General features: G+C 58.1%; 16 protein-coding genes and 1 pseudogene. 12 read left to right on the forward strand and 5 right to left on the reverse strand.

Annotation, left to right across the window (positions count from 1 at the left end; all coding sequences use genetic code 11):
- Nucleotides 1-3 precede the first annotated feature (3 nt).
- Both FPZ52_RS15330 and FPZ52_RS15335 read left to right on the forward strand, forming a co-directional pair.
- Nucleotides 4-675, forward strand: coding sequence for a GntR family transcriptional regulator (locus FPZ52_RS15330; protein ID WP_146366500.1), 672 nt, complete (start codon nt 4-6; stop codon nt 673-675).
- A 1-nt stretch (nt 676) separates the two neighbouring features.
- Nucleotides 677-3,349, forward strand: a complete 2,673-nt coding sequence (locus tag FPZ52_RS15335) for an alpha-L-rhamnosidase (protein ID WP_168201385.1) — start codon at nt 677-679, stop codon at nt 3,347-3,349.
- Nucleotides 3,350-3,419: 70 nt separating this feature from the next.
- Here FPZ52_RS15335 and FPZ52_RS15340 read toward each other — a convergent pair whose 3' ends face one another.
- The 3 genes from FPZ52_RS15340 to FPZ52_RS15350 form a co-directional block, all read right to left on the reverse strand.
- Nucleotides 3,420-4,508 (reverse strand): TRAP transporter substrate-binding protein, encoded by a 1,089-nt coding sequence (locus FPZ52_RS15340; RefSeq protein ID WP_146366502.1) that lies wholly within the window; start codon nt 4,506-4,508, stop codon nt 3,420-3,422.
- 223 nt (nt 4,509-4,731) lie between these two features.
- On the reverse strand, nt 4,732-6,117 hold the full coding sequence (locus FPZ52_RS15345) for a TRAP transporter large permease (RefSeq protein WP_146366503.1): 1,386 nt from the start codon (nt 6,115-6,117) through the stop codon (nt 4,732-4,734).
- Nucleotides 6,117-6,692, reverse strand: coding sequence for a TRAP transporter small permease subunit (locus FPZ52_RS15350; protein ID WP_146366504.1), 576 nt, complete (start codon nt 6,690-6,692; stop codon nt 6,117-6,119). Before FPZ52_RS15350 ends, FPZ52_RS15345 begins: the two co-directional genes overlap by 1 nt.
- 1,185 nt (nt 6,693-7,877) lie before the next feature.
- Here FPZ52_RS15350 and FPZ52_RS15355 point away from each other — a divergent pair.
- The 3 genes from FPZ52_RS15355 to FPZ52_RS15365 all read left to right on the forward strand — a co-directional run bounded on the left by FPZ52_RS15355 (nt 7,878) and on the right by FPZ52_RS15365 (nt 10,132).
- The gene (locus tag FPZ52_RS15355; protein ID WP_168201386.1) at nt 7,878-8,732 is read left to right on the forward strand and encodes an alpha/beta fold hydrolase; all 855 of its coding nucleotides are present in this window, start codon (nt 7,878-7,880) and stop codon (nt 8,730-8,732) included.
- A gap of 60 nt (nt 8,733-8,792) precedes the next feature.
- On the forward strand, nt 8,793-9,356 hold the full coding sequence (locus tag FPZ52_RS15360) for a dihydrofolate reductase family protein (protein ID WP_146366506.1): 564 nt from the start codon (nt 8,793-8,795) through the stop codon (nt 9,354-9,356).
- 77 nt (nt 9,357-9,433) lie between these two features.
- Complete coding sequence (locus tag FPZ52_RS15365) at nt 9,434-10,132, forward strand: DUF899 domain-containing protein (protein ID WP_146366507.1); 699 nt, start codon at nt 9,434-9,436, stop codon at nt 10,130-10,132.
- A 68-nt stretch (nt 10,133-10,200) separates the two neighbouring features.
- On the opposite strand, the pseudogene FPZ52_RS19625 reads toward FPZ52_RS15365, so the two are convergent.
- Nucleotides 10,201-10,437, reverse strand: a pseudogene (locus tag FPZ52_RS19625) (hypothetical protein); the annotation flags it as partial.
- Nucleotides 10,438-10,475: 38 nt separating this feature from the next.
- Here FPZ52_RS19625 and FPZ52_RS15375 point away from each other — a divergent pair.
- Both FPZ52_RS15375 and FPZ52_RS15380 read left to right on the forward strand, forming a co-directional pair.
- A complete protein-coding gene (locus FPZ52_RS15375) occupies nt 10,476-12,278 on the forward strand; it encodes a cation:proton antiporter (protein WP_146366508.1) in 1,803 nt (600 codons plus the stop codon).
- 148 nt (nt 12,279-12,426) lie between these two features.
- Nucleotides 12,427-13,185: a CDP-alcohol phosphatidyltransferase family protein gene (locus FPZ52_RS15380; protein ID WP_168201387.1), complete on the forward strand. Its 759-nt coding sequence runs from the start codon at nt 12,427-12,429 to the stop codon at nt 13,183-13,185.
- Here FPZ52_RS15380 and FPZ52_RS15385 read toward each other — a convergent pair.
- A complete protein-coding gene (locus tag FPZ52_RS15385) occupies nt 13,158-14,081 on the reverse strand; it encodes a lysylphosphatidylglycerol synthase transmembrane domain-containing protein (RefSeq protein WP_146366510.1) in 924 nt (307 codons plus the stop codon). The two genes, FPZ52_RS15380 and FPZ52_RS15385, sit on opposite strands and share 28 nt — an antisense overlap.
- On the opposite strand from FPZ52_RS15385, the gene FPZ52_RS15390 reads away from it, so the two are divergent.
- The 5 genes from FPZ52_RS15390 to FPZ52_RS15410 are packed head-to-tail and all read left to right on the forward strand — an operon-like array spanning nt 14,081 to nt 19,771.
- Entirely contained in the window at nt 14,081-15,658 is a 1,578-nt protein-coding gene (locus tag FPZ52_RS15390; RefSeq protein ID WP_146366511.1) for an alkaline phosphatase family protein, read from the forward strand. The genes FPZ52_RS15385 and FPZ52_RS15390 overlap by 1 nt on opposite strands.
- Nucleotides 15,659-16,789: an ABC transporter ATP-binding protein gene (locus FPZ52_RS15395; RefSeq protein WP_146366512.1), complete on the forward strand. Its 1,131-nt coding sequence runs from the start codon at nt 15,659-15,661 to the stop codon at nt 16,787-16,789.
- Nucleotides 16,786-18,072, forward strand: coding sequence for an extracellular solute-binding protein (locus FPZ52_RS15400; RefSeq protein ID WP_146366513.1), 1,287 nt, complete (start codon nt 16,786-16,788; stop codon nt 18,070-18,072). Before FPZ52_RS15395 ends, FPZ52_RS15400 begins: the two co-directional genes overlap by 4 nt.
- On the forward strand, nt 18,057-18,938 hold the full coding sequence (locus FPZ52_RS15405) for a carbohydrate ABC transporter permease (RefSeq protein ID WP_240804504.1): 882 nt from the start codon (nt 18,057-18,059) through the stop codon (nt 18,936-18,938). The genes FPZ52_RS15400 and FPZ52_RS15405 overlap by 16 nt, the downstream gene beginning before the upstream one ends.
- A complete protein-coding gene (locus FPZ52_RS15410) occupies nt 18,938-19,771 on the forward strand; it encodes a carbohydrate ABC transporter permease (protein WP_146366514.1) in 834 nt (277 codons plus the stop codon). Before FPZ52_RS15405 ends, FPZ52_RS15410 begins: the two co-directional genes overlap by 1 nt.
- Nucleotides 19,772-19,787 lie beyond the last annotated feature (16 nt).

The following is a 19,787-nucleotide window of genomic DNA, read 5'->3' on the forward strand; positions in this document are numbered from 1 at the left end:
TCCATGGCTGAACCGGGAAGCAAGAACCGCGCCGCTCCGAGCGTCCGACAAACCGCCTATGAACTTTTCCAGCGGGCACTTCTGTCTGGGCGCCTGCGGCCAGGACAGATGGTTAGTCAGCGTGAGCTCGTCGAATTGATGAATCTGTCGGTGGGTGCGCTGCGCGAGCTTCTGCCGCGCCTTGAATCCGAAGGCCTGATCGTAGTGCAGCCGCAGCGCGGAATCCTGATCCCCGCCATCGATCTTCCGATGATCCGCGATACGTTCCAGATGCGCATGGCGCTGGAGCGAGAGGCGGTGATTTCAGCCATTCGGGACATGCCCGACGATACGCTGGATGCTCAGCGCAAGCTTCATGTCGGCATGATCGAAAGAGTCGCGCTGGCCCCTGATCCCGAGCTGTTGCGTGAAGGACAGGAAATCGACAGCGGGTTTCATCTGTTGCTGGTGCGCAATTCGGGCAATGTTTTGCTGCAGCAGGCCTATAACCTGAACGCCATCCGCATGCGCTTGATCAAGCTGGACAGGATCACATTGACCGAGCGTATCCTGCCTGATGCCTTTGGCGACCATCTGCTGGTGATCGACGCGATCCGAGCGCGTGACAAGCAAGCCGCCATCGATGCGATGGACGCACATATTTTTAATGCCCGCGAACGGGCGCTTCAGCTTTAACATGACCGAAATTGAACGACTGCGACCGGTTTGCCCGAGTTGTGATTTTCTGAACCTGCCGTCGGGGTTGAACTCCGATAACCCGGTTTTCCGCTGGGCTCTTGAGGGATCCGCTGAAGGACAGCAGGCGGCACGCATCCTTATCGCCGCGACCGATGCAGATGTGCGCGCCAAAACCCCGTCTGTCTGGGACAGCGGACAACGGAATACTGGCCGAACGGAGATTATCTATGACGGCCCGCCAATGTCGCGCGACAAGCTGTACTGGTGGACGGTGCAGCTTTGGGATGAAGTCGGCAATGTTTCTGAACTCGCACGGCCCGCAAGTTTCTTTACCGGATTGCGCAGCAACGGGTTTGATGCGGATTGGATTGCGCGCTACTTCGTGCTTCCTGCCGGGCGGGAGGTTCCGCAAACCGGCAGCTACGACAATCGCTTTCAGGCGCGACCTGCGGATTATGTTCGCAAGGAGGTGGCGGTTCGGGAACGGCTGCTGCGCGCGACAGCATACGTTACGGCGCTTGGATTGTACGAATTCCACGTTAATGGAGTTCGGGTCGGTCAGGATATCATGGCGCCCGGTTGGACAGATTATCACACGCGCGTTGAATACCAGACCCATGACATCACGGATCTTCTGAAGCAGGGCCAGAATTGCATCGGCGCGATACTTGGAGAAGGCTGGTATAGCGGTCGGGTTGGGCACAACCAACGTCGTGCGGGAAATCACTATGGCGGGCGCCCTGCGTTTTTGTGCCAGCTTCATCTTGAGTACGCGGACGGGCAGATCGATAAGATCTTGAGCGATGATAGCTGGCAGACCCGGCAGGGCCCTATCCTGTACAGCGATTTCCTGGCGGGCGAGGCGTATGACGCGCGACGTGAGATTGATGGATGGTGCGACATTGGCCACGATACAACGCACTGGCAGCCTGTCGAGGCCTTCATTCCGGAACATGGCCGGCCTCAGCTTGATGCAGCCCGGGTCCAGCCGGTGCGCGAAACGGTCCGCTTTCCAGCCAAGTATTTGCATGATTGTGAAGCGGAGCACATCTTCGATTTGAGCCGCAATATTGCTGGCTACATGGAAATGGCCTGCGATGCGCCTGCTGGAACCGTTTTCCGATTGCGGCATGCGGAGCGTCTGGACGATCAGGGAAAGCTTTATACCGATAACCTGCGCTATGCGGTGTCTGAGGACATCTACATTGCGGCAGGGCAGGGGCGCGAGGTTTTCAAGCCTCGGTTCACATTCCACGGGTTTCAATATGTCGGGTTGACCATCGAGGCGCCAGATGGGGCGGCCGTTACATTGCCCGAGCTAACCGGCATTGCCATCCATTCCGATTGCCCGATCACCGGTCAAATAGAAACCGGCCATGCAGCGCTTAATCAGTTGATTTCAAACATTGAATGGAGCCAGCGCGACAATTTCCTGTCTGTTCCCACCGATTGTCCACAACGTGACGAGCGATACGGGTGGTCGGCTGACGCCCAAGTGTTCTGGAAAACAGCGGGGTACATGATGGATGTATCCGCCTTTTTCGCAAAGTGGATGCAGGATCTGGCAGACGGGCAAACGAATGATGGGGCATTCCCGGATGTAGCGCCCACCAAGCCGCTCAACCCCTACCGCCTGACCCCACAACCGGGTGCTCCTGGTTGGGGAGACGGCCCCATCATCATGGCGTGGTATCATCATCTGCGCTACGATGACGCTGGGTTGCTGCGCACATTCTGGCCGAATTTCGTCGCTTGGATGGACTACATCGAGGCCGCGAATCCCGAGGGTATCCGGTGCAACCGAGTGAACAACAATTATGGTGATTGGCTTCACGTTGGCCCGCCAACGGATAGGGCGCTCGTGGCCACGGCCTACTGGATTCATCTTGCGGATTTGATGAGGTCAATTGCAGGGGTGATCGGTGAGGCAGTGGATCGCTGGGAGCAACTGGCATTCGAACTGCGTGCCGCGTTTCGGCGCGAATACGTTTCCAGTGACGGCAGGTTGAAGAGCGACACCCAAACAGCCTATCTGTTGGCGCTGGATTTCGATCTGTTGCCCGATCAAGGCCGGCTGGTTGCGCGTCAGCGACTGGAGGAATTGTTTGCCGATGCGGACTGGCATCTTCAAACGGGTTTTCTGGGCGTCAGGCATGTCTGTCCGGTCATCGCGGATCATGTGTCACCCGAACGCGCAGTTGATTTGCTCCTGAAAGACAGCTACCCGTCATGGTTGTTTTCAGTAAGGCACGGTGCGACATCAATTTGGGAACGGTGGGACGGCTGGACCCCTGAGCAAGGCTTTCAAAGTGCCGCAATGAATTCTTTCAACCATTATGCGTATGGCGCGGTGGGGGAATGGATCTGGTCGCGGCTTGCCGGAATAGACTGGAATACCTCGAAAGCGGGTTATCGTCTTCTGTCCATGCGCCCGGTATTTGACACTCGTATAGGGTATGTCACGGCAAAATACAGTTCGCGTTCCGGTGACATCGTGTCTTGCTGGAAGTTGGAGGACGGCAAAGGAAGTTGGACGGTAGAGTTGCCGCCAAATGTATCTGCCAATGTTGAACTGCAGCAGAACATTCGCAACATCATGGTTGACGGTGAAAAATCGTCTAATCGCTTTCAAATGAAGGCAGGGGTGCACCAAGTCATCTTCCAGCTATGAGTCCATATTGTGGAAGAACCTTGATAGAACAAATGCGCCGGAGGTAAACTTCCCGGCGCATTTGAGTTACTTAGATCTTGAAGTATTTGGCGCGCGCGTTGACGAATGCACCATCCGTTGATTCAGACCGTGCGCGCATGATGTTCAGAGCTTCGATGAAGCTATCGGTCGTCTTCTTGGTTAGCGGATCATCGGAATCGCGCAGCTCCTGCATGATCTCCGTCGCCGCAGTCGCACCTGCCTCGACGATTTCTTCGGGGAATTGTTGGACGTTCACACCGTGTTCGTTGATCAGCGTTTGCAGGGCGCGTGGGTCATTGGCGTAGAAATCACAGGCAACCTGATCGTACTCGGCCTGCGATACGTCACGAATGATCGCCTGCAGATCGTCGGGCAGCTCCTGATACTTCGCCTTGTCGACGACAAGCTCGGTGGCCAGGCCTGGCTCTACGAAGCTTGGGAAGTAATAGTTCTTGGCAACTTGATAGAAGCCGAGCGCAAGGTCATTATACGGACCAACGAATTCAGCAGCATCAAGCGTGCCGGACTGCAGGGCCTGGAAAATCTCGCCTGCCGCCATGTTGGTCACGGTTGCGCCAAGTTTTTCCCAGACGCGACCACCCAGACCTGGCGTACGGAAGCGCAAGCCTTCTACGTCAGCTAGACCATTCAAAGGTTCACGGAACCAGCCACCTGCTTGCGTGCCGGTGTCGCCGGACAGGAAGCCTTGAACGCCGAACTGATCGTAAATCTCGTCCCAGATTTCCTGACCGCCCATGAAGCGAACCCAGGATGCCAGCTCACGCGAGGTCATGCCGTAAGGGACGCCAGTGAAGAAGGATAGCGCCGGGCTCTTGTTCTGCCAGTAGTAGGCCGCACTGTGGCTCATTTCTGCGGTGCCGTCGATTACCGCATCAAGGGCCTGAAGCGGAGGAACGAGTTCGCCGGCAGAGAACACCTGAACCGTCAGACGTCCGCCAGACGCTGCGGTGATACGGTCGGCCATGCGCTGCGCGCCAACACCCAGACCGGGGAAGTTTTTCGGCCAGGTCGTAACCATGCGCCACGTGATGTTACCCTGCGCGATGGCAGGTGTCGAAAGAGCCGCGGCGGACGCGCCTGCTAGCCCGGCTTTTGTGATAAATGAACGGCGATCCATATGATCCTCCCGAAATTCGGATGCGCTGCAAATACGGTGCAAGGAAGACTCCCTTGCTGCCAGTAGGCGGACATAATCACCAGCGAATTAAAATGTCCATGTGACGGGATATAATTTGTCTGTCCCCTTACGGAAGGTCTCCCGGGCGCAACTTTCCTGCGTTCCGACAGTAATTTACGTCGCAGCGTAGTTCACCATGCGGACCCGGCCATGGAGGGCTTGTTCAAACGAATTGTGGCAGCCAGGTCGCGATCTGTGGGAACACGAACAACAGCGCGATAGTCAACATCTGAAGGCCCACGAAGGGAATGACGCCCTTGTAGATTACCGAGGTCGGCATCGCTTCGGGAGCAACACCTCGCAGATAGAACAGCGCGAAGCCAAACGGAGGTGTCAGGAAGCTGGTTTGCAGGTTGACGCCTACCAACACACCCAGCCAGACAGGATCGACATCCAGCGCCAGAAGGATCGGTGCGGTGATCGGAATCACGATGAAGATGATTTCGAACGTATCCAGAATGAAACCCAGCAGGAACATGATCGCCATGACGACGAGGACCGCCATCACTGTTGCGCCCGGCAGGTTGGTCAGGAATTCATGCACCAGATTGTCGCCGCCCATCATGCGGAATACGATCGAAAAGACCGATGCGCCGAACAGGATGATGAAGACCATGCAAGTGATGGAGGCAGTGCTGATCATCGTTTCTTTCAGCACTTTGAAGGACAGTCTCAGGCGTGTGGCTGCAAGGATCATGGCACCTACTGCGCCGACGGAAGCGGCTTCGGTCGGTGTGGCGATGCCGCCCAGGATCGAGCCGAGCACAGCCATGATCAGCAGAAGCGGCGGCACCATCGCGACGCACACTTCCCGCAGCAGGTCTTTCTTCTCATCCGCCGGAACGGGTGTGGCAGGGCAGGATTCCGGGTCCGTGATCGCCTTGAAGACGACATATGCCATGTAGATGCCAACAAGCAGCAGGCCCGGCAGCAATGCGCCGGCGAAGAGGTCCCCGACCGAAACAGGAACGGGGGCGAAGTTGCCCTTTTCCATTTGCACCTGCGCATTGATACCGGACAGCATGTCACCCATGAAGATCAGCACCGTCGACGGCGGCACGATCTGACCCAGCGTGCCCGAGGCGCAGATTACACCGGAGGCCAGCTTCGGATCATACCCTGCGCGGATCATGGCGGGCAACGAAATCAGGCCCATCGTCACGACGGTCGCGCCGACGACGCCGGTAGACGCGGCAAGCATTGCGCCGACGATAATGACGGAAAGTCCCAAACCGCCGCGCATATTGCCAAACAGCTTTCCCATCGTCAGAAGCAATTGTTCCGCGATCTGGGAACGTTCCAGCATCACACCCATAAAGATGAACAGTGGTACGGCCACCAGCACCTCGTTGGTCATATAGCCGATATAGCGGTTTGGCAGCGATCCGAAGTTCGAAGGGTCGAACACGCCAAAATGCATGCCTACGGCACCGAACAGAAGCGACGTGCCTGCCAGTGTAAAGGCAACGGGGAACCCGAGCAGGAGGAATCCGATGATCCCAAAAAACATCGTTCCGGCGAGGATCTCACCGAGCAAAACAGGATCCATCAGGCGGTTACCTCGGAAATCTCGTGGTTTTTGCGCGGATAGCGCATGTGGTCGGGCAGCAGGTCTTCCTTACCGCACAGTACCAGGATTGAGCGCAGGGCCATCGCAATACCCTGAAGCGCGATCAGACCGGCGAACATCAGAATAAAGGTTTTCAGGATGAACAGCCCAGGCATGCCGCCGACGTTGGCGGAGGCTTCCTTGTAACTCCAGGCGCGCTCCACGAAGGGCAGCGAGTAAGCGGAGACGACATACATCGAGGGTAGCAGGAAGACGACAACACCGATCAGGTCGATAACCGCCTTACGTTGGACCGATGCCGGGCGGTAGAACAGATCTACGCGCACATGGTCATCGCGGAACAGGGCAAATCCCGCAACGGACGTAAACATCGCGCCGCTTAGCCAGATATACAGATCCTGCATCCAGACGTAGCTGACGGAAAAAACATACCGCTGAACGACCACGGTAAAGCAGACCAGCACAATGCCGAGCGACAGCCACGAAAAGACGCGACCGACAATGATGTTGAGCCAGCAGATTATCCGCACAAGGCCAGCGAGTAAGCCAAACATGGTTTCCTCCTTGGGCAACCATACCCGAAAATGTCGCGCTGGCGTTGCCATATTTGAAGAGATTGCGCAAGTAAGCCCCCGCGTGAAATGATGCGACGAAGTCGAGCGAGTGCCCATCCGTTCTGTTCCAGTCCTGATGATGGGGCGGGCTTGTGTGCCGCGCTGAAGCAGGCCCGGGCGGCTGCCTTGCGTCGCAACGCTGCTCTACTGGCGGTGTTATCCGTATTTCGGAAGGCGTGCCGTCTTGCCCGACGGGTCAGTCACGACGACAAACAAGTCAGCTATCGTTGCTAAATAGCCGGGTGTTTCTTCGCCTGTGCTTTCCGTATGAACGGCGCGGTCAAGCACTGCTAACACAAGACCCGCCAAAACACTCGCCCGGATATTGGGTGTTGTTGGCCAAGCGCATTTTACAAGCCGATGCATAGTGTATCCCATGCTGTTGTCGTATCGATCTGATGCATCACGTGGGGTCGAGTGCCGTCGACCCATGTTACAACAGAATTTGGAGCACGCGATCGAACTTTTAAATCGCGGCACAATAGGCTCTGGTTCCAGCCGGCAACCCATAAGTTGGTGATCCATTGAGATCAGTGGCTTCGGTGATCTCCCTTGCCGCTTGCTTCGAAAAGTGTCTGTTTGTCGTCAAGGTGAAGATACAGTGTTCGGCGTTTCGCTTTTGCCGTCTCAACCAATTCATCTAGCCTAACCTTTCTCGACCAGCGTGCAAACTGCGCCACACTTGTGTCAGGGCACGAGACCATTCTGCGGCCGTATCGTCGAGCGCAGGCATCGGGTGTGTTGTTGAAATGTTAGATGGCGGATGTGCATGGGTTTGTGATCCCGCGAGGCCAGTGACCCGCTAAGCCGGCTTGTCTCACGGGACGAGACCTTTGGACCGCGCCGTTTAATGGCCAGATATTTCTCCGGTACGAGCGTTGATATCATCGCCCGGATACCACGCTGTCATGAATGTATTGCACGACACGAGAAGGGCTCGGCGCCGTCGTGAAATGGATTTGGGCTGTGACACATGCATAGTTACATTTAGATACTTTCAGTTGTATTTTACTACTTGCCATGTCATGGTGGTTCAGCCTGCAGGACTTGTTCGTTTGGGTTGGTCAATCAATCTCGTCCGCCGGCGAATGCATTGTGGTCGGAGCCAAGACATGGAGAAAGCGCATGAAAATCGTCACTACAGCGACTGCCTTAATGTCGGCTACCGTTGCACACGCCGATTTTGCGACGGTGAACGGGCATGACATCTACTACGAACTACATGGCGATCTGGACGCAGGTGGAACGCCGATCTTGATGCTGCACGGCGGTATGATGAACATCACCTCCACTTTCGGAGAGATGATCCCCGACCTGCTTTCGGATTACCCGATCATCGGGGTTGAGCAGCAAGGTCATGGACACACACCGCTCAATGACCAGCCAATCACGCTGGAAAACATGCGGCTGGATACCCTGGCCGTTCTGGACGCGGTTGAGGTGGAGAAAGTCCACGTTGTAGGGTTTTCCGCTGGCGGCATGCTGGCTTTGGAACTCGCGGTCAATGCGCCTGAGCGTGTCGAATCTATGACCGCTATCTCGGCCAGCACTAAACCAGAAGGCTTCCTGCCCGATTTGTTGAGAGTGCATCGGGAACCGGGGTTTCAGCCGCCTCCAGAAATCGCGGCTCTGTTCCCGAGCGAGGACGAATTTGCAGAGATGAGCGCCGACATTGCAGAAATGAATCCGGGCGGAGCGGAGGTCGTTCCTGAAACGATGGGGAAGATGTCCCAACTTATCGCCTCGGACTGGGGTTGGTCTCAAGACCAGATTGCCGGTATCTCGGCGCCTGCGCTGATCGCTATCGGCGACAACGACTTCATCCTTCCCAAGCACGCGGTAGAGATGGCCGAAACGATCCCCGATGCGCATCTCGCCGTGCTGCCGAACACAACGCATATGACCATACTGGAGCAGCCGGAACTGCTGCCGATCATTAAGCGCTTCATTCAGGCGTCGGTCGCGAACACTGACGAATAGCTGGGGTCTCGAGATGATACCTTGCCTTGCAGAATAGCCCCGGACGCGGAGTCACAAGCTATGCCTTCGATTATCGTCTATGAGTTTCTTTCGCTGGATGGCTACTTCGAGGGGCCGTCCGGGCGCGAAATGGAATTCGTCCAATCATCGTTCCTTCCCAGCATGGAATATGACATCGCGGCTCAATACGGCGACATCGAAGCCTTGATTATGGGGCGCCGGACTTTTGACGCGCTTGCCAGTTATTGGCCAACGGACGCAGCGTCGGGCGAGCATCTGTTGGGCTACATGAATGGGCTGAAAAAACTTGTTGTTTCGTCACACCCAGATGTGTCGGCTTGGGAGAACTCCGAACATCTTGGCAACGATCCGATGAATGCTTTGAGGGAGTGCAAGCACAGTTCAGCCAGAGATCTGATGGTTATCGGAAGCGGCATCGTTGTGCGGGAGTTGGTCCGGGCCGATCTTGTGGATGAATTCCGTTTTCTGATTTTTCCGCTTTTGCTCGGAGATGGACGGCGGCTATTCGATACAGCCGTCCCATTCAGGTCTCTCAGGTTATGCCGCAACCATCGTTTCGAGAATGGGACGCTCGCATTGCACTACGATCGCGTGGCGGCGTAGTGCCTGGGCTAGGCATCTGAAGTGAACTGTTCGAATTTGATGGGCAGAGCAATCTGCCGCTGTAACCGGAGGAGAAAGTGACCAAGCCTGCTGTAGTTTCGCGTGAAGACTGGCTCGTAGCGCGCAAGCGCCATCTTGAACATGAGAAAGAATTGACGCGGATGAGGGACCGACTGAATGAAGAACGTCGGAATCTGCCGTGGGTGAAGGTGGAGAAAGCCTATGTGTTCGACACACCCGACGGACCCAAGGGACTCGCAGACTTTTTCGATGGTCGAAGCCAGTTGATTGTCCATCATTTCATGTTCCATCCCGACTGGGAGGCGGGCTGCAAAAGTTGTTCTTTCGACGCCGATCATGTCGAACCAACTCTGGTGCATCTGGAGAACCACGATGTGTCCTATGTCCGCGTCTCCCGTGCACCGCTGGATAAGATCGAAGCGTATCGCAAGCGCATGGGCTGGCGGGCCCGATGGGTGTCGTCCTTCGGCAGTGATTTCAACTACGACTACCACGTGTCATTCACACCCGAGGAACTGGCGAAGAGTAAGGTACTTTACAACTACCGGCTCGACCACGGCTATGACGAACTGCCGGGCGTGAGCGTGTTTTTCAAAGATGACGATGGTATAGTCTATCACACCTATTCAAGCTACGCGCGCGGCAACGAGGAGGTGATGACGACCTACATGTATCTCGATATCACGCCCAAGGGCCGTAACGAGATCGAGATCATGGACTGGATCCGACGTCATGATGAATACCCCGCGACGTAGAACATCTTTTGGTGACCTTGGCGGAGCTACAGGATCAGAATCTTTTTGCGCGACAGGGCCAGCCCCCGTGGCGCGATGTTGAGGGCGTAGGCGGGCGGAACCGACAAGGGCCCCAGCGGATCGAGTAGCCATTTCGGGGTCTTCCGCATGATCCCGGGTGTCGCGAGGGGCTCGATATCGGTGTAGGCAAAGGCGCCTGCGTTTTGCGCCATGCGAATACCCTTGGAAAAACGGACGGTTGGCCCGTGCCGCTGCGTCTTGGCCCCGGCGCATTCTGCAATGGATAGCCAGCGCCGGATCAACAAGTTAGCCTAAGCAGAGTGGATGCTTGTTGGAGGATCTGGTGGAAAACTTCACCTTGCAGATTGGTCTCATCGGTGTGCTTGGGATCGGTGCGCAATGGGTCGCGTGGCGAATGCAGATACCGGCGATCATTCTGCTGCTCGTCGCGGGGTTCATCGCGGGGCCGGTAACGGGAGCTATCCAGCCGGAGCTCCTCTTGGGCGATGCGCTGCGGCCGTTGATCGGCTTGGCAGTGGCCGTCATCCTTTTCGAAGGTGGCTTGACGTTGAAACTTGCTGAAATACGCGAGACGTCCAAGGCCGTGCGTCGGGTCCTGTTTCCCGGCGCGTTTCTGATGTGGGCTACCATCTTTATCGCTGCGCGGTATATCGGCGGTCTTGATCCGGCGGTTGCGGCTGTGATCTCCGGCTTGATGGTCGTCACCGGACCCACCGTAGTGATGCCTTTACTGCGACAGGCACGACTGCCACGACGCCCGGCTGATTTCCTGCGCTGGGAGGCCATTCTTGTTGATCCTGTTGGTGCTCTGTTCGCTGTATTTGCGTTCGAGGCGGTCCAGATTATCCACGCTCACCACGGAACTGCCACCGAGATCATCCTGCAAGCGGTCGTCGCGATTATCTGCGCGATCATCGTCGGTTGGGGGGCGGCGCGGCTGGCGATCTGGTCGTTCACCAAAGGCCATGTGCCGGAGTTTCTGAAGGCCGCATTCTTGCTCGTTGCCGTGATTGTCGTCTTTGCGGCAACCAATGTGTTGCTAGAAGAAGCGGGGTTATTGACCGTGACGATCATGGGCTTCGTCATCGGAAATAGCAATATCGCTTCCTTCAACGAGTTGCGACGGTTCAAGGAAATCATGACCGTGCTCTTGGTGTCGGGCGTGTTTGTCATCATGACGGCGACCATTACCTTTGCCGATCTCGCGGCCCTTGGGTGGCGCGATTTGGCCTTCATTCTGTCCGTAATTTTCATCGTTCGCCCTGCGGTTATGATGCCGCTATTTGTTGGCACGTCACTGCCAATGAACGAACGCTTGCTTTGTGCATGGATCGCGCCGCGAGGCGTTGTCGCGGTGGCGGTTTCGGGCCTGTTCGCGGCCAGTATGATCGAACTGGGCATACCCGACGCAAACCGCATGGTACCGTTGATCTTCCTGTTAGTTGTCGCGACGGTCTTGATCCATGGATTGTCGATCCGTCCTGCTGCCCGATGGCTGAAGGTCACTCGGAAGGAACCGGATGGCGTCGTGATCGTGGGAGGGTCTGCCTTTGCGACGGAGCTTGCATCCAAGTTGATGGAGGTCGATGTACCGGTCCTAATCTCTGATCGAAACTGGTATGCCTTGCGAGGTGCACGTGCCGCTTCCGTGCCTGTATATTTTGGTGAAATTCTGGGGGAGACAGCAGAGCATACACTTGATTTTGGCCGGTATTCTTCCTTGCTAGCGGCGACGCGTAATGACGCCTACAACAGCCTTGTTTGCACTGACTTCGGGCCGGAAATCGGACGAAGTAACGTGTTCCAGATCGGGCGTGCGCGCGTTGAGAAAGAGCGAAACGCCATGCCGACGACAATTGGCGGACGCGGCTTGTTGACGACGGAAGGCGGTATCGACGGGTTGGACCGATTGCTGCGCCAGGGATGGGCGGTCCAAAAGACACGCCTGTCAGAGGAGTACGATTTCGAGCGCTTCAAGTCGGATCGACCTGAGAATACGCGCATCGTGTTGTCACTTGGCGCGGGCGGCGATCTTAAATTTGCAACCGACGACGTGGACATCAAGCCGGCGCCGGGGGATACCATCTTCAGCTTCGCTCCACCGACCGGGAAAGCGAAGAACTAGGAAGGCGGCCCAGCTAGCTGGTCAAGCGGCGAATAGAGCGATCCTGACGAGATTGCCCAGGCTTGTATCGGATCGGCGAAACAACCAATGACACAGGGCCCTAGGCTGCGGTAACGTCATGCATGGTTTGCGTGACTCTGGATTGCCATTGACGGTAGAGCCCAACAGGTCGCTTTTGGATTTCCCCGCTACGGTTGAGCGGCGGGTGTTGGCAACCGCGGCAGTCACCAGCTTGCTTCTGGCCATTGTCGTTACGGTTGGTGGTGCCGTCGTTGGGGTTCACACCCAGATCCCATCAGCGCTTCCACTTCTTCTACTGGGAGTCTGGACGATCGGCAGTGTGGCGGTTTTTCTTGGCCTGCGCAGCTATCCGCACGGACGGTTTGGCCCCGCAAATGTCGTTACATCTGTCAGGGCGGGCGGTGTCGTGGTGTTGAGCAGTGTTGCTATTGATCCGAGCATCATGGACCAGATCGGGCGTCTGATGGTCGCTGGGCTCGCTGTCTTCCTATTGGCGTTGGACGGATTGGACGGGTTTCTGGCGCGCCGGACGGGGCTTGTCTCTGCCTTTGGGGCGCGCTTTGACATGGAAGTCGACGCGCTGCTTACGCTGGTCCTGTCGCTCGTTCTCTGGCGAACGGGTATCGTGGCCAGCGTCGTGTTGTTTCTGATCCTTCCTTATTATCTGTTCTGCATAACCAAGAGGTCCTTGCCGTGGCTGTCTGGTCCGCTGCCACCGTCATTTCGTCGAAAAACGATATGTGTTGTCCAGATCGCCTTGCCGATCTGCCTGCTTGCCATTCCGTTGCCGAAGCCTGTGCCGACGGTTGCGGTTGCAATCGTGCTGATGGTGATCCTGTGGTCATTCGTCCGCGATATTCACCGGTTGTGGTCCGTTCGCACATGAGGATGCAGCAGGAACAATGCGCCGGGGAGTGCGGACAGCAGGTTCACCACACCGAACAGCAACGCGGCGGCGACGCCTGCCTCGGCACTGAAACCCGCGAGCGGCCAGAGCGCTGCCGCAGCACCTTCGCGCAACCCCAGCCCGCCGATCCCTGTGGGAATGATCATCGCAGCAAGGCATACAGGTACAAGGACCAACACGGCCGTGACGTCCATTTGCGTACCGATGGCCCGAGTGCACAGGGCGAAGCAGCCGATCAAGGCTGTGATCACGATCAGGTTCAGCGGTGCTTGGACGCGCCAAGCGCCGTCAGCAACCCATGCCTGCTTGAGCGCGGGACCGAAGGTGGACAAAGCGATACCGATCTTGCCCGCAAGTCGGCCACCGACAAGCAGCGCAATCAGCAACACGCTGAGAGCGGCGATAAAGACCAAGGCCACGAGCGTGGCATGGCCGATCCCACCGGTCAGAATGCCGATCAGAAGACACAGCGCCAGGGCCACCTGCCCGGCCAGACGCTCGATCATGACGCCGCGCACGGAAATCCCCGGTCCGCCATTGTCTCGGTTGCGCCAGACACGCAGGGCATCACCGGAAATACCGCCGGGAAGCGTAGCGTTCAGAAAGCTGGATACATAGTATTCCCGCACCGCAACACGCAGCGGCACCGGATGGCCAAGCTGCCGGGTCGTGTGGGACCACCTCGTTGCGCTGGCCAGAATGACAACCTGCGCCATAATACCTGCCATCAGAAGTGGCCACAGGCGGGTAGCACGCAGGGTCTGTACTATATCACGAACGTCGACCACCATCAAAACCACGACAAGCGTCACGATCGGCACAGCTATGCGGATAGCTCTCAGCAGGTGCGGCTTTGAGGAGAAGGTCAAACGCATTGTGGACCACGTTGTGCGTCGTGCTGCTGTTCTTGCTGTTGCAACTTCCCAGTCACCCGAACGCGCTGACAGTTCGTCACTTTCTGCATCTGCCCTTGGAACTGCCAGTCATCATTTTGCTTCTCCTCCTTCTGCCGGGGCGATTGATCGCGTTGCGTCTGGCGCTGGTCATGCTGCTTGCACTTCTCACCTTCCTGCGCCTTGCCGATACGGGGATGGTCCTCGCATTTCAGCGAAATTTCAATCCGGTGCTGGATCTGCATCTTCTGAAGTCCGGTTGGGAATTGTCAGTTGGCACATTCGGCTGGCCGCTCGCATTGACTGTGGCAACAGGTGTCGCGGTTCTGTTCATCGGGCTGTTCGTCCTGGTCTTTCATGCGATGGGCCGGCTTGCGCGTCTGAATGGTCGACCGCGCCGCTGGACAGGCTTGGTGGCTGCGGGACTACTACTGGTTGGTGTCGCGCTCGCGCTCACCGGACAGTCCGGCGTTGTCGAAACGCCGCTGGTCGCGGAATTGCCCAAACGTGGGGAACGGCTTCATCGGGCGGTCGTGGACGAGTCCCGCTTCGCCGCCGATCTGGCCACCGACGATGTTTCTGTCGCGCCGGATTTTGCGGCACTTAAGGGACGGGATGTGATCTTACTGTTCGTGGAAAGTTATGGTCGCAGTTGGCTCGACGCACAACCCTATGCCCAGACTTCGCTTCCCCGTCTTGCGGTCGTGGGGGACAGGTTTGCAAAGGCGGGACTTTCGGTGCGCTCGGGTTGGGTCCAGGCACCTACTCGAGGCGGGCAGAGCTGGTTGGCGCATGGCGCGGTCATGTCGGGGCTGTGGACGTCTTCGCAGTCACGCTACGATGCGGTGATAGCGTCCAAACGTCTGTCACTGAACCGGATGTTCGCACAGGCGGGATGGCACAGCGTCGCGGTGATGCCTGCCATCACACGCGATTGGCCAGAGGCGGCATGGTACGGTTACGATCAGGTGCTTGCGCATGATGATCTCGGGTATCAGGGGCAGCCGTTCGAATGGGTGACGATGCCCGACCAATACACCCTAAGCGCAGTGGAAAGGCTGGCGCGACAGGACGGGCGCGACAGCGTGGTCGAAATCGCCCTGATCACATCGCACGCCCCGTGGACACCGGTGCCGGAGGTTTTGCCGTGGGATCTGATCGGCGATGGGTCGGTGTTTGACGGGACTCAGCGGGCGGGCGCAACGCCGCGACAGGTCTGGTCAGATCATGACACGATCCGGGCGGCGTATTCGCGTTCCCTGGATTACTCCATCGAGATCGTTGGCCAATGGGTGGCGCGGTATGCCGGTGACGCCTTGGTGGTCGTACTCGGCGACCACCAGCCCGCGCCGCTGGTCGCGGGGGAGGGTGCCAGTGCAGCCGTGCCTATCCATTTCATATCCGCAGATACGAAGCTGCTTGATCTGTTGCCCGGCAGGTGGAGCGCGGGCATACTCCCTGAAACCGACTTGGCGGAACGCAGCATGACGGAGCTTCGATCCCTCTTTGCAAATTGTTTCTCCACTGGTGGTTGTTTGCAGCCGGGCGGGGAAAGCTGAATGGTAGGGCTGTCCCTGTTTGGATTGACACGTCGCTTCGGTGAAGGCCAACCGACGGTTGACGGGATCGATCTGGTCGTTGCTGACAAGGAATTCGTGGTGTTGGTCGGCCCATCGGGCTGCGGCAAATCCACAACCTTGCGCCTGATCGCCGGGTTGGACGCGCCGGATGCGGGCACGATTCACATCGGAGAACGAGAGGTTCAGGGTCTGGACCCCGGCGCACGGGATGTTGCTATGGTGTTTCAGAACTACGCGCTTTACCCGCATATGACGGTCGCGCGGAATCTCGGGTTCGGGCTGCGCAAGCGCGGTCTGGCGAAAGCCGAACGCGTGGCGCGCGTAAAGGACGCGGCTCGTATGCTGGAGATCGAGGACCTGTTGGATCGTCGACCCGCGGCGCTGTCAGGGGGCCAACGTCAACGTGTTGCGATGGGGCGGGCGCTGGTGCGTGAGCCCGCGCTCTTTCTGTTCGACGAGCCGCTTTCCAATCTGGATGCGCGTCTTCGAACGCAGATGCGCACGGAAATCAAGCGCATGTCTCGGGTCGCGGAAACTACGTCCATTTTCGTGACGCATGATCAGGTGGAGGCCATGACGATGGCGGATCGCGTGGTTGTCATGCGGGATGGAAGAATCGAGCAAGCCGCGACGCCCATGCAAATCTACCACCAACCGGCGACGCGGTTCGTGGCCGAGTTCGTGGGGTCGCCTGCGATGACAATCCTGCCTGCACAGATCGGGGATGGCGGTCAGACCGTTTCGTTGCTCGGTCAACGCTTTGAGGTTCCGAACGAACGGCAAGCCGATTTTGTCCAGCATTCGCGTCGCCGGATCGAGATCGGCTTCCGGCCTGAAGACATGCGCCTTGGCGGCCCTGTGCCCGCGCGGGTCGAGGTCGTGGAAGCATTGGGGGTTGAAGCACTGGTGCATGTCGCGACTGAAGACGGCCCGCGATGCAGTCTGCGGATGGCACCTGTCGACGCGCCTCGAACGGGTGACAAAGTGGGTCTGTTGCCCGACATTGCGCGCGCGCACCTGATCGATCCGGCGAGTGGCCGCGTACTCAGCGCACCGCCCATTCCTCAGAACCGTACCCCTTACGCTATACCCGAAGGAGAGACTGGATGATTTCTCGTATCGCACTTGTCGCCGCAGTTGCTGGCGCGACGCCGCTTCTGGCGCAGGACGACTTGATCACACGAACGCGCGTTGGCCCCGCCGATGCGCCGAACGTGATGACCTTTCGTCTGACCGCCTATGATCTCTATGCGCAAGATCCCGATATGCGGGCGACGTTCGGCGAGTTGTTCCTTAAGATGTTGGAAAGGTTTCCCGATTGGCAAATCGAAACGCAACTTCAGACGGATGACATCGGGCAGGAACAGGCGCGCATGCTGGAACAGGCGCGGGCCGGACGCGGGCCGGATTGTGCGATGATCGACAGTTCATCACTTGGCGCCTACAAGGCCGCCGATGTGCTGTCGCCGATGAACGCACATTGGAGCGCCGAGGAAATCGACGACCTGTTTCCTTTCGTGCGTGAGGCGGTGACTGACGCTGACGGTAACCTTCTGGCATGGTGGTGGTTCACCGATTTGCGCGTACTCTACCGTGATACGCGCGTTGTCGAGGACGCCCCTGCTACATGGGCGCAGGCGCTGGCCGCTGCGGCCAAATCGGTTGAAGACGGATATGAAGGACTCCTGTTTTCGGGCGGTCGTTGGGAGGGGACGACGCTGGACTGGCTCGGTAATTTCTGGGCGGCAGGTGGCCGCTTGGTGGATGACGATGGCCGTCCCGTCTTTGGCGAAGGCGCGAACCGCGCCGCGTTTCTGGACGCGCTCGGATACTACCGGGAATTGGTGGAAAGCGGCGCGAGCCCTGCGCGTGTCGCGTCCATTACGAATTACGATGATTTCAATGCCGCTGCCGCCGCAGGCACAACGGCCATGTTCGTGGGCGGATCGTGGCAATACGGACAGCTTGAAGGCACGTTGTCGCCGGAGGACTTCACCGAATGGGAAGTTTCGGAACTGCCGGGCCCGACCGCCGATCAACGTGCGGCGGGCGCTGGCGGCTGGACCATCGGCGCGATGTCGGACGATCCCGACAAAGTCGCGCTGTGTGCCGCTATTGCCAAACATGTCTATTCGGGTGCAGGCAATGCAGTGCAGGGGCTTTTGCCGACCTCGGCGGCGCAATACGAACAGTATGACGTGTTCTCGACGCCGGTCAATCTGGCCTATTCGGAATTTTTGCAGAACGGACGCCCACGCCCCGGGGTGCCGATCTATCCCGAGATATCCAACCAGATCCAGATCCTGATCGGCGAGGTCATTGCTGGCGAAGACCCTGACGCCGCTCTGGACCGCGCGCAGGCGGCGGCGCTTGATGCGTGGGGCAGGCTCTGAACCGGGGGGCGCATCCGCTCGCTTGGCTCGCGCCGGTCATCCTTGTTCTCGGCGCGATCTATTTGTGGCCGCTTCTGGATGCAATCCGTCTGGCCTTCACCGACGCGACATTGCTCAACGGCGTGCGCAGCTATACCCTGTCATCGGTCACGAGCACGCTAGGTGATCCAGCGCTACCGCAAATCTTGCGTGCCACCGCGATCTTCACGGGGGCGAGCGTTATCCTGTTGCAGTCCCTTGGGTTGGCCATCGCGCTTCTCGTCACGCGTGGAGATCGGCGCGGGCTTCCGGGCATGGCCGCGCTTCGGACCTTGGTTCTCGCGGCATGGATTGTGCCGGGCGTTGCGAATGGCCTGATCTGGCAGATCATGTTCTCCGAGGCACCCTTCGGCGGCCTGAACTCCGTCATCGGGATGATCGGGTTGGGCCCAGTCGCATGGCTGTCGGATCCGCAAATGGCCATGGTGTCCGCGGTCGTGGCCAATATCTGGCAGGGTACGGCTTTTTCAATGATCCTTTACTATGCGGCGTTGCGCGGCTTGGATCCGTCGCTGGATGAAGCCGCTCGTGTGGATGGTGCAACGTCCCTTGACCGATTCATTTTCATCACGATGCCTCAATTGAAAGGCGCGATGCTGGCGGGCACGATTCTGGTGACGATCCAGACGCTCAACACCTTTGATTCCATCATCGCACTGACCGGCGGTGGGCCGGGACGCGCGACAGAGGTGCTGGCGTTGTTCACCTATAACACGGTGTTTCGCAGTTTCGATCTGGCGGGCGGCGCGGTGTTGGCATTGCTTCTGGTTGCGATCAGCCTTGCTCTCGCGGCGGTCTATGCGTTGTTACTGAGGCAGCGCACGTGATGCGGGGCGGCAGACCAGCAGATATCGCAACCTATCTGGCGCTGATGCTCGTCGCGGCGTTTTTCGTTGGTCCCTTGCTGTGGCTGGTGTCACTGGCGCTGCGCACGTCCGCCGAGGTCTATCGCGGCGCTGCGGCGTTCATTCCCGACCATCCGACATTGGCCAATTTCCGACAGATCCTGAACGATCCCGCCTTCGCCATCTACTTGTGGAACGGGGTGAAGCTGTCGGTGCTTGGCGCGGCGCTGGCGGTGATCTGCGCGGCGCCTGCCGCCTATGCGTTTTCACGGTTGAGCTTTCGGGGGCGTGGTGCAGGGCTGTGGTTGATCCTGGCAGTTCAGATGATATCGCCGCTTGTCATTCTGATCCCTCTATATCGCTACTATGATTGGTTGGGCTTGTTGGAAAATCATATGGCGGTTGTGGCGGTTTACGGCGCGATAGGCATCCCGTTGACCGTCTGGCTGTTGCGCGCAGGGTTCCACCGGATCCCGGTTGAAATCGAAGAAGCCGCGCGTCTCGACGGGTATTCCCGGCTTGAAACAATGGTTCTGGTGACCTTGCCTTTGGCTGCACCCTCACTTGCAGCTGCATTCGTGCTGAATGTCGTGATGAATTGGGGACAGTTCCTTGTGCCGTTCATCTTGCTGAGTTCAGATCCCAAGTGGCCAATATCGGTTGCGATCTACCGGTTTGCGGGTTCGACCAACGCCTCGACCACACAGTTGCTGGCTGCGGCCTGCCTCGTAGCATTAGTTCCGGCGATTGTGGTTTTTCTTGCGCTGCAACGACTTTTGACAAGAGCATTGACCGGAGGCGCACTAAAAGGCTGAATAGGACAAAACAAGG

Origin of the sequence: Qingshengfaniella alkalisoli, from assembly GCF_007855645.1 — a bacterium.
Lineage (GTDB): Bacteria > Pseudomonadota > Alphaproteobacteria > Rhodobacterales > Rhodobacteraceae > Qingshengfaniella > Qingshengfaniella alkalisoli.

What these genes read in the sequence shown, in the direction of transcription:
- FPZ52_RS15330 (WP_146366500.1), top strand. Translation starts at nt 4, where the DNA reads ATGGCTGAACCGGGAAGCAAGAACCGCGCCGCTCCGAGCGTCCGACAA.
- FPZ52_RS15335 (WP_168201385.1), top strand. Translation starts at nt 677, where the DNA reads ATGACCGAAATTGAACGACTGCGACCGGTTTGCCCGAGTTGTGATTTT.
- FPZ52_RS15340 (WP_146366502.1), bottom strand. Translation starts at nt 4,508, where the DNA reads ATGGATCGCCGTTCATTTATCACAAAAGCCGGGCTAGCAGGCGCGTCC.
- FPZ52_RS15345 (WP_146366503.1), bottom strand. Translation starts at nt 6,117, where the DNA reads ATGGATCCTGTTTTGCTCGGTGAGATCCTCGCCGGAACGATGTTTTTT.
- FPZ52_RS15350 (WP_146366504.1), bottom strand. Translation starts at nt 6,692, where the DNA reads ATGTTTGGCTTACTCGCTGGCCTTGTGCGGATAATCTGCTGGCTCAAC.
- FPZ52_RS15355 (WP_168201386.1), top strand. Translation starts at nt 7,878, where the DNA reads ATGAAAATCGTCACTACAGCGACTGCCTTAATGTCGGCTACCGTTGCA.
- FPZ52_RS15360 (WP_146366506.1), top strand. Translation starts at nt 8,793, where the DNA reads ATGCCTTCGATTATCGTCTATGAGTTTCTTTCGCTGGATGGCTACTTC.
- FPZ52_RS15385 (WP_146366510.1), bottom strand. Translation starts at nt 14,081, where the DNA reads ATGCGTTTGACCTTCTCCTCAAAGCCGCACCTGCTGAGAGCTATCCGC.
- FPZ52_RS15395 (WP_146366512.1), top strand. Translation starts at nt 15,659, where the DNA reads ATGGTAGGGCTGTCCCTGTTTGGATTGACACGTCGCTTCGGTGAAGGC.
- FPZ52_RS15400 (WP_146366513.1), top strand. Translation starts at nt 16,786, where the DNA reads ATGATTTCTCGTATCGCACTTGTCGCCGCAGTTGCTGGCGCGACGCCG.
- FPZ52_RS15410 (WP_146366514.1), top strand. Translation starts at nt 18,938, where the DNA reads ATGCGGGGCGGCAGACCAGCAGATATCGCAACCTATCTGGCGCTGATG.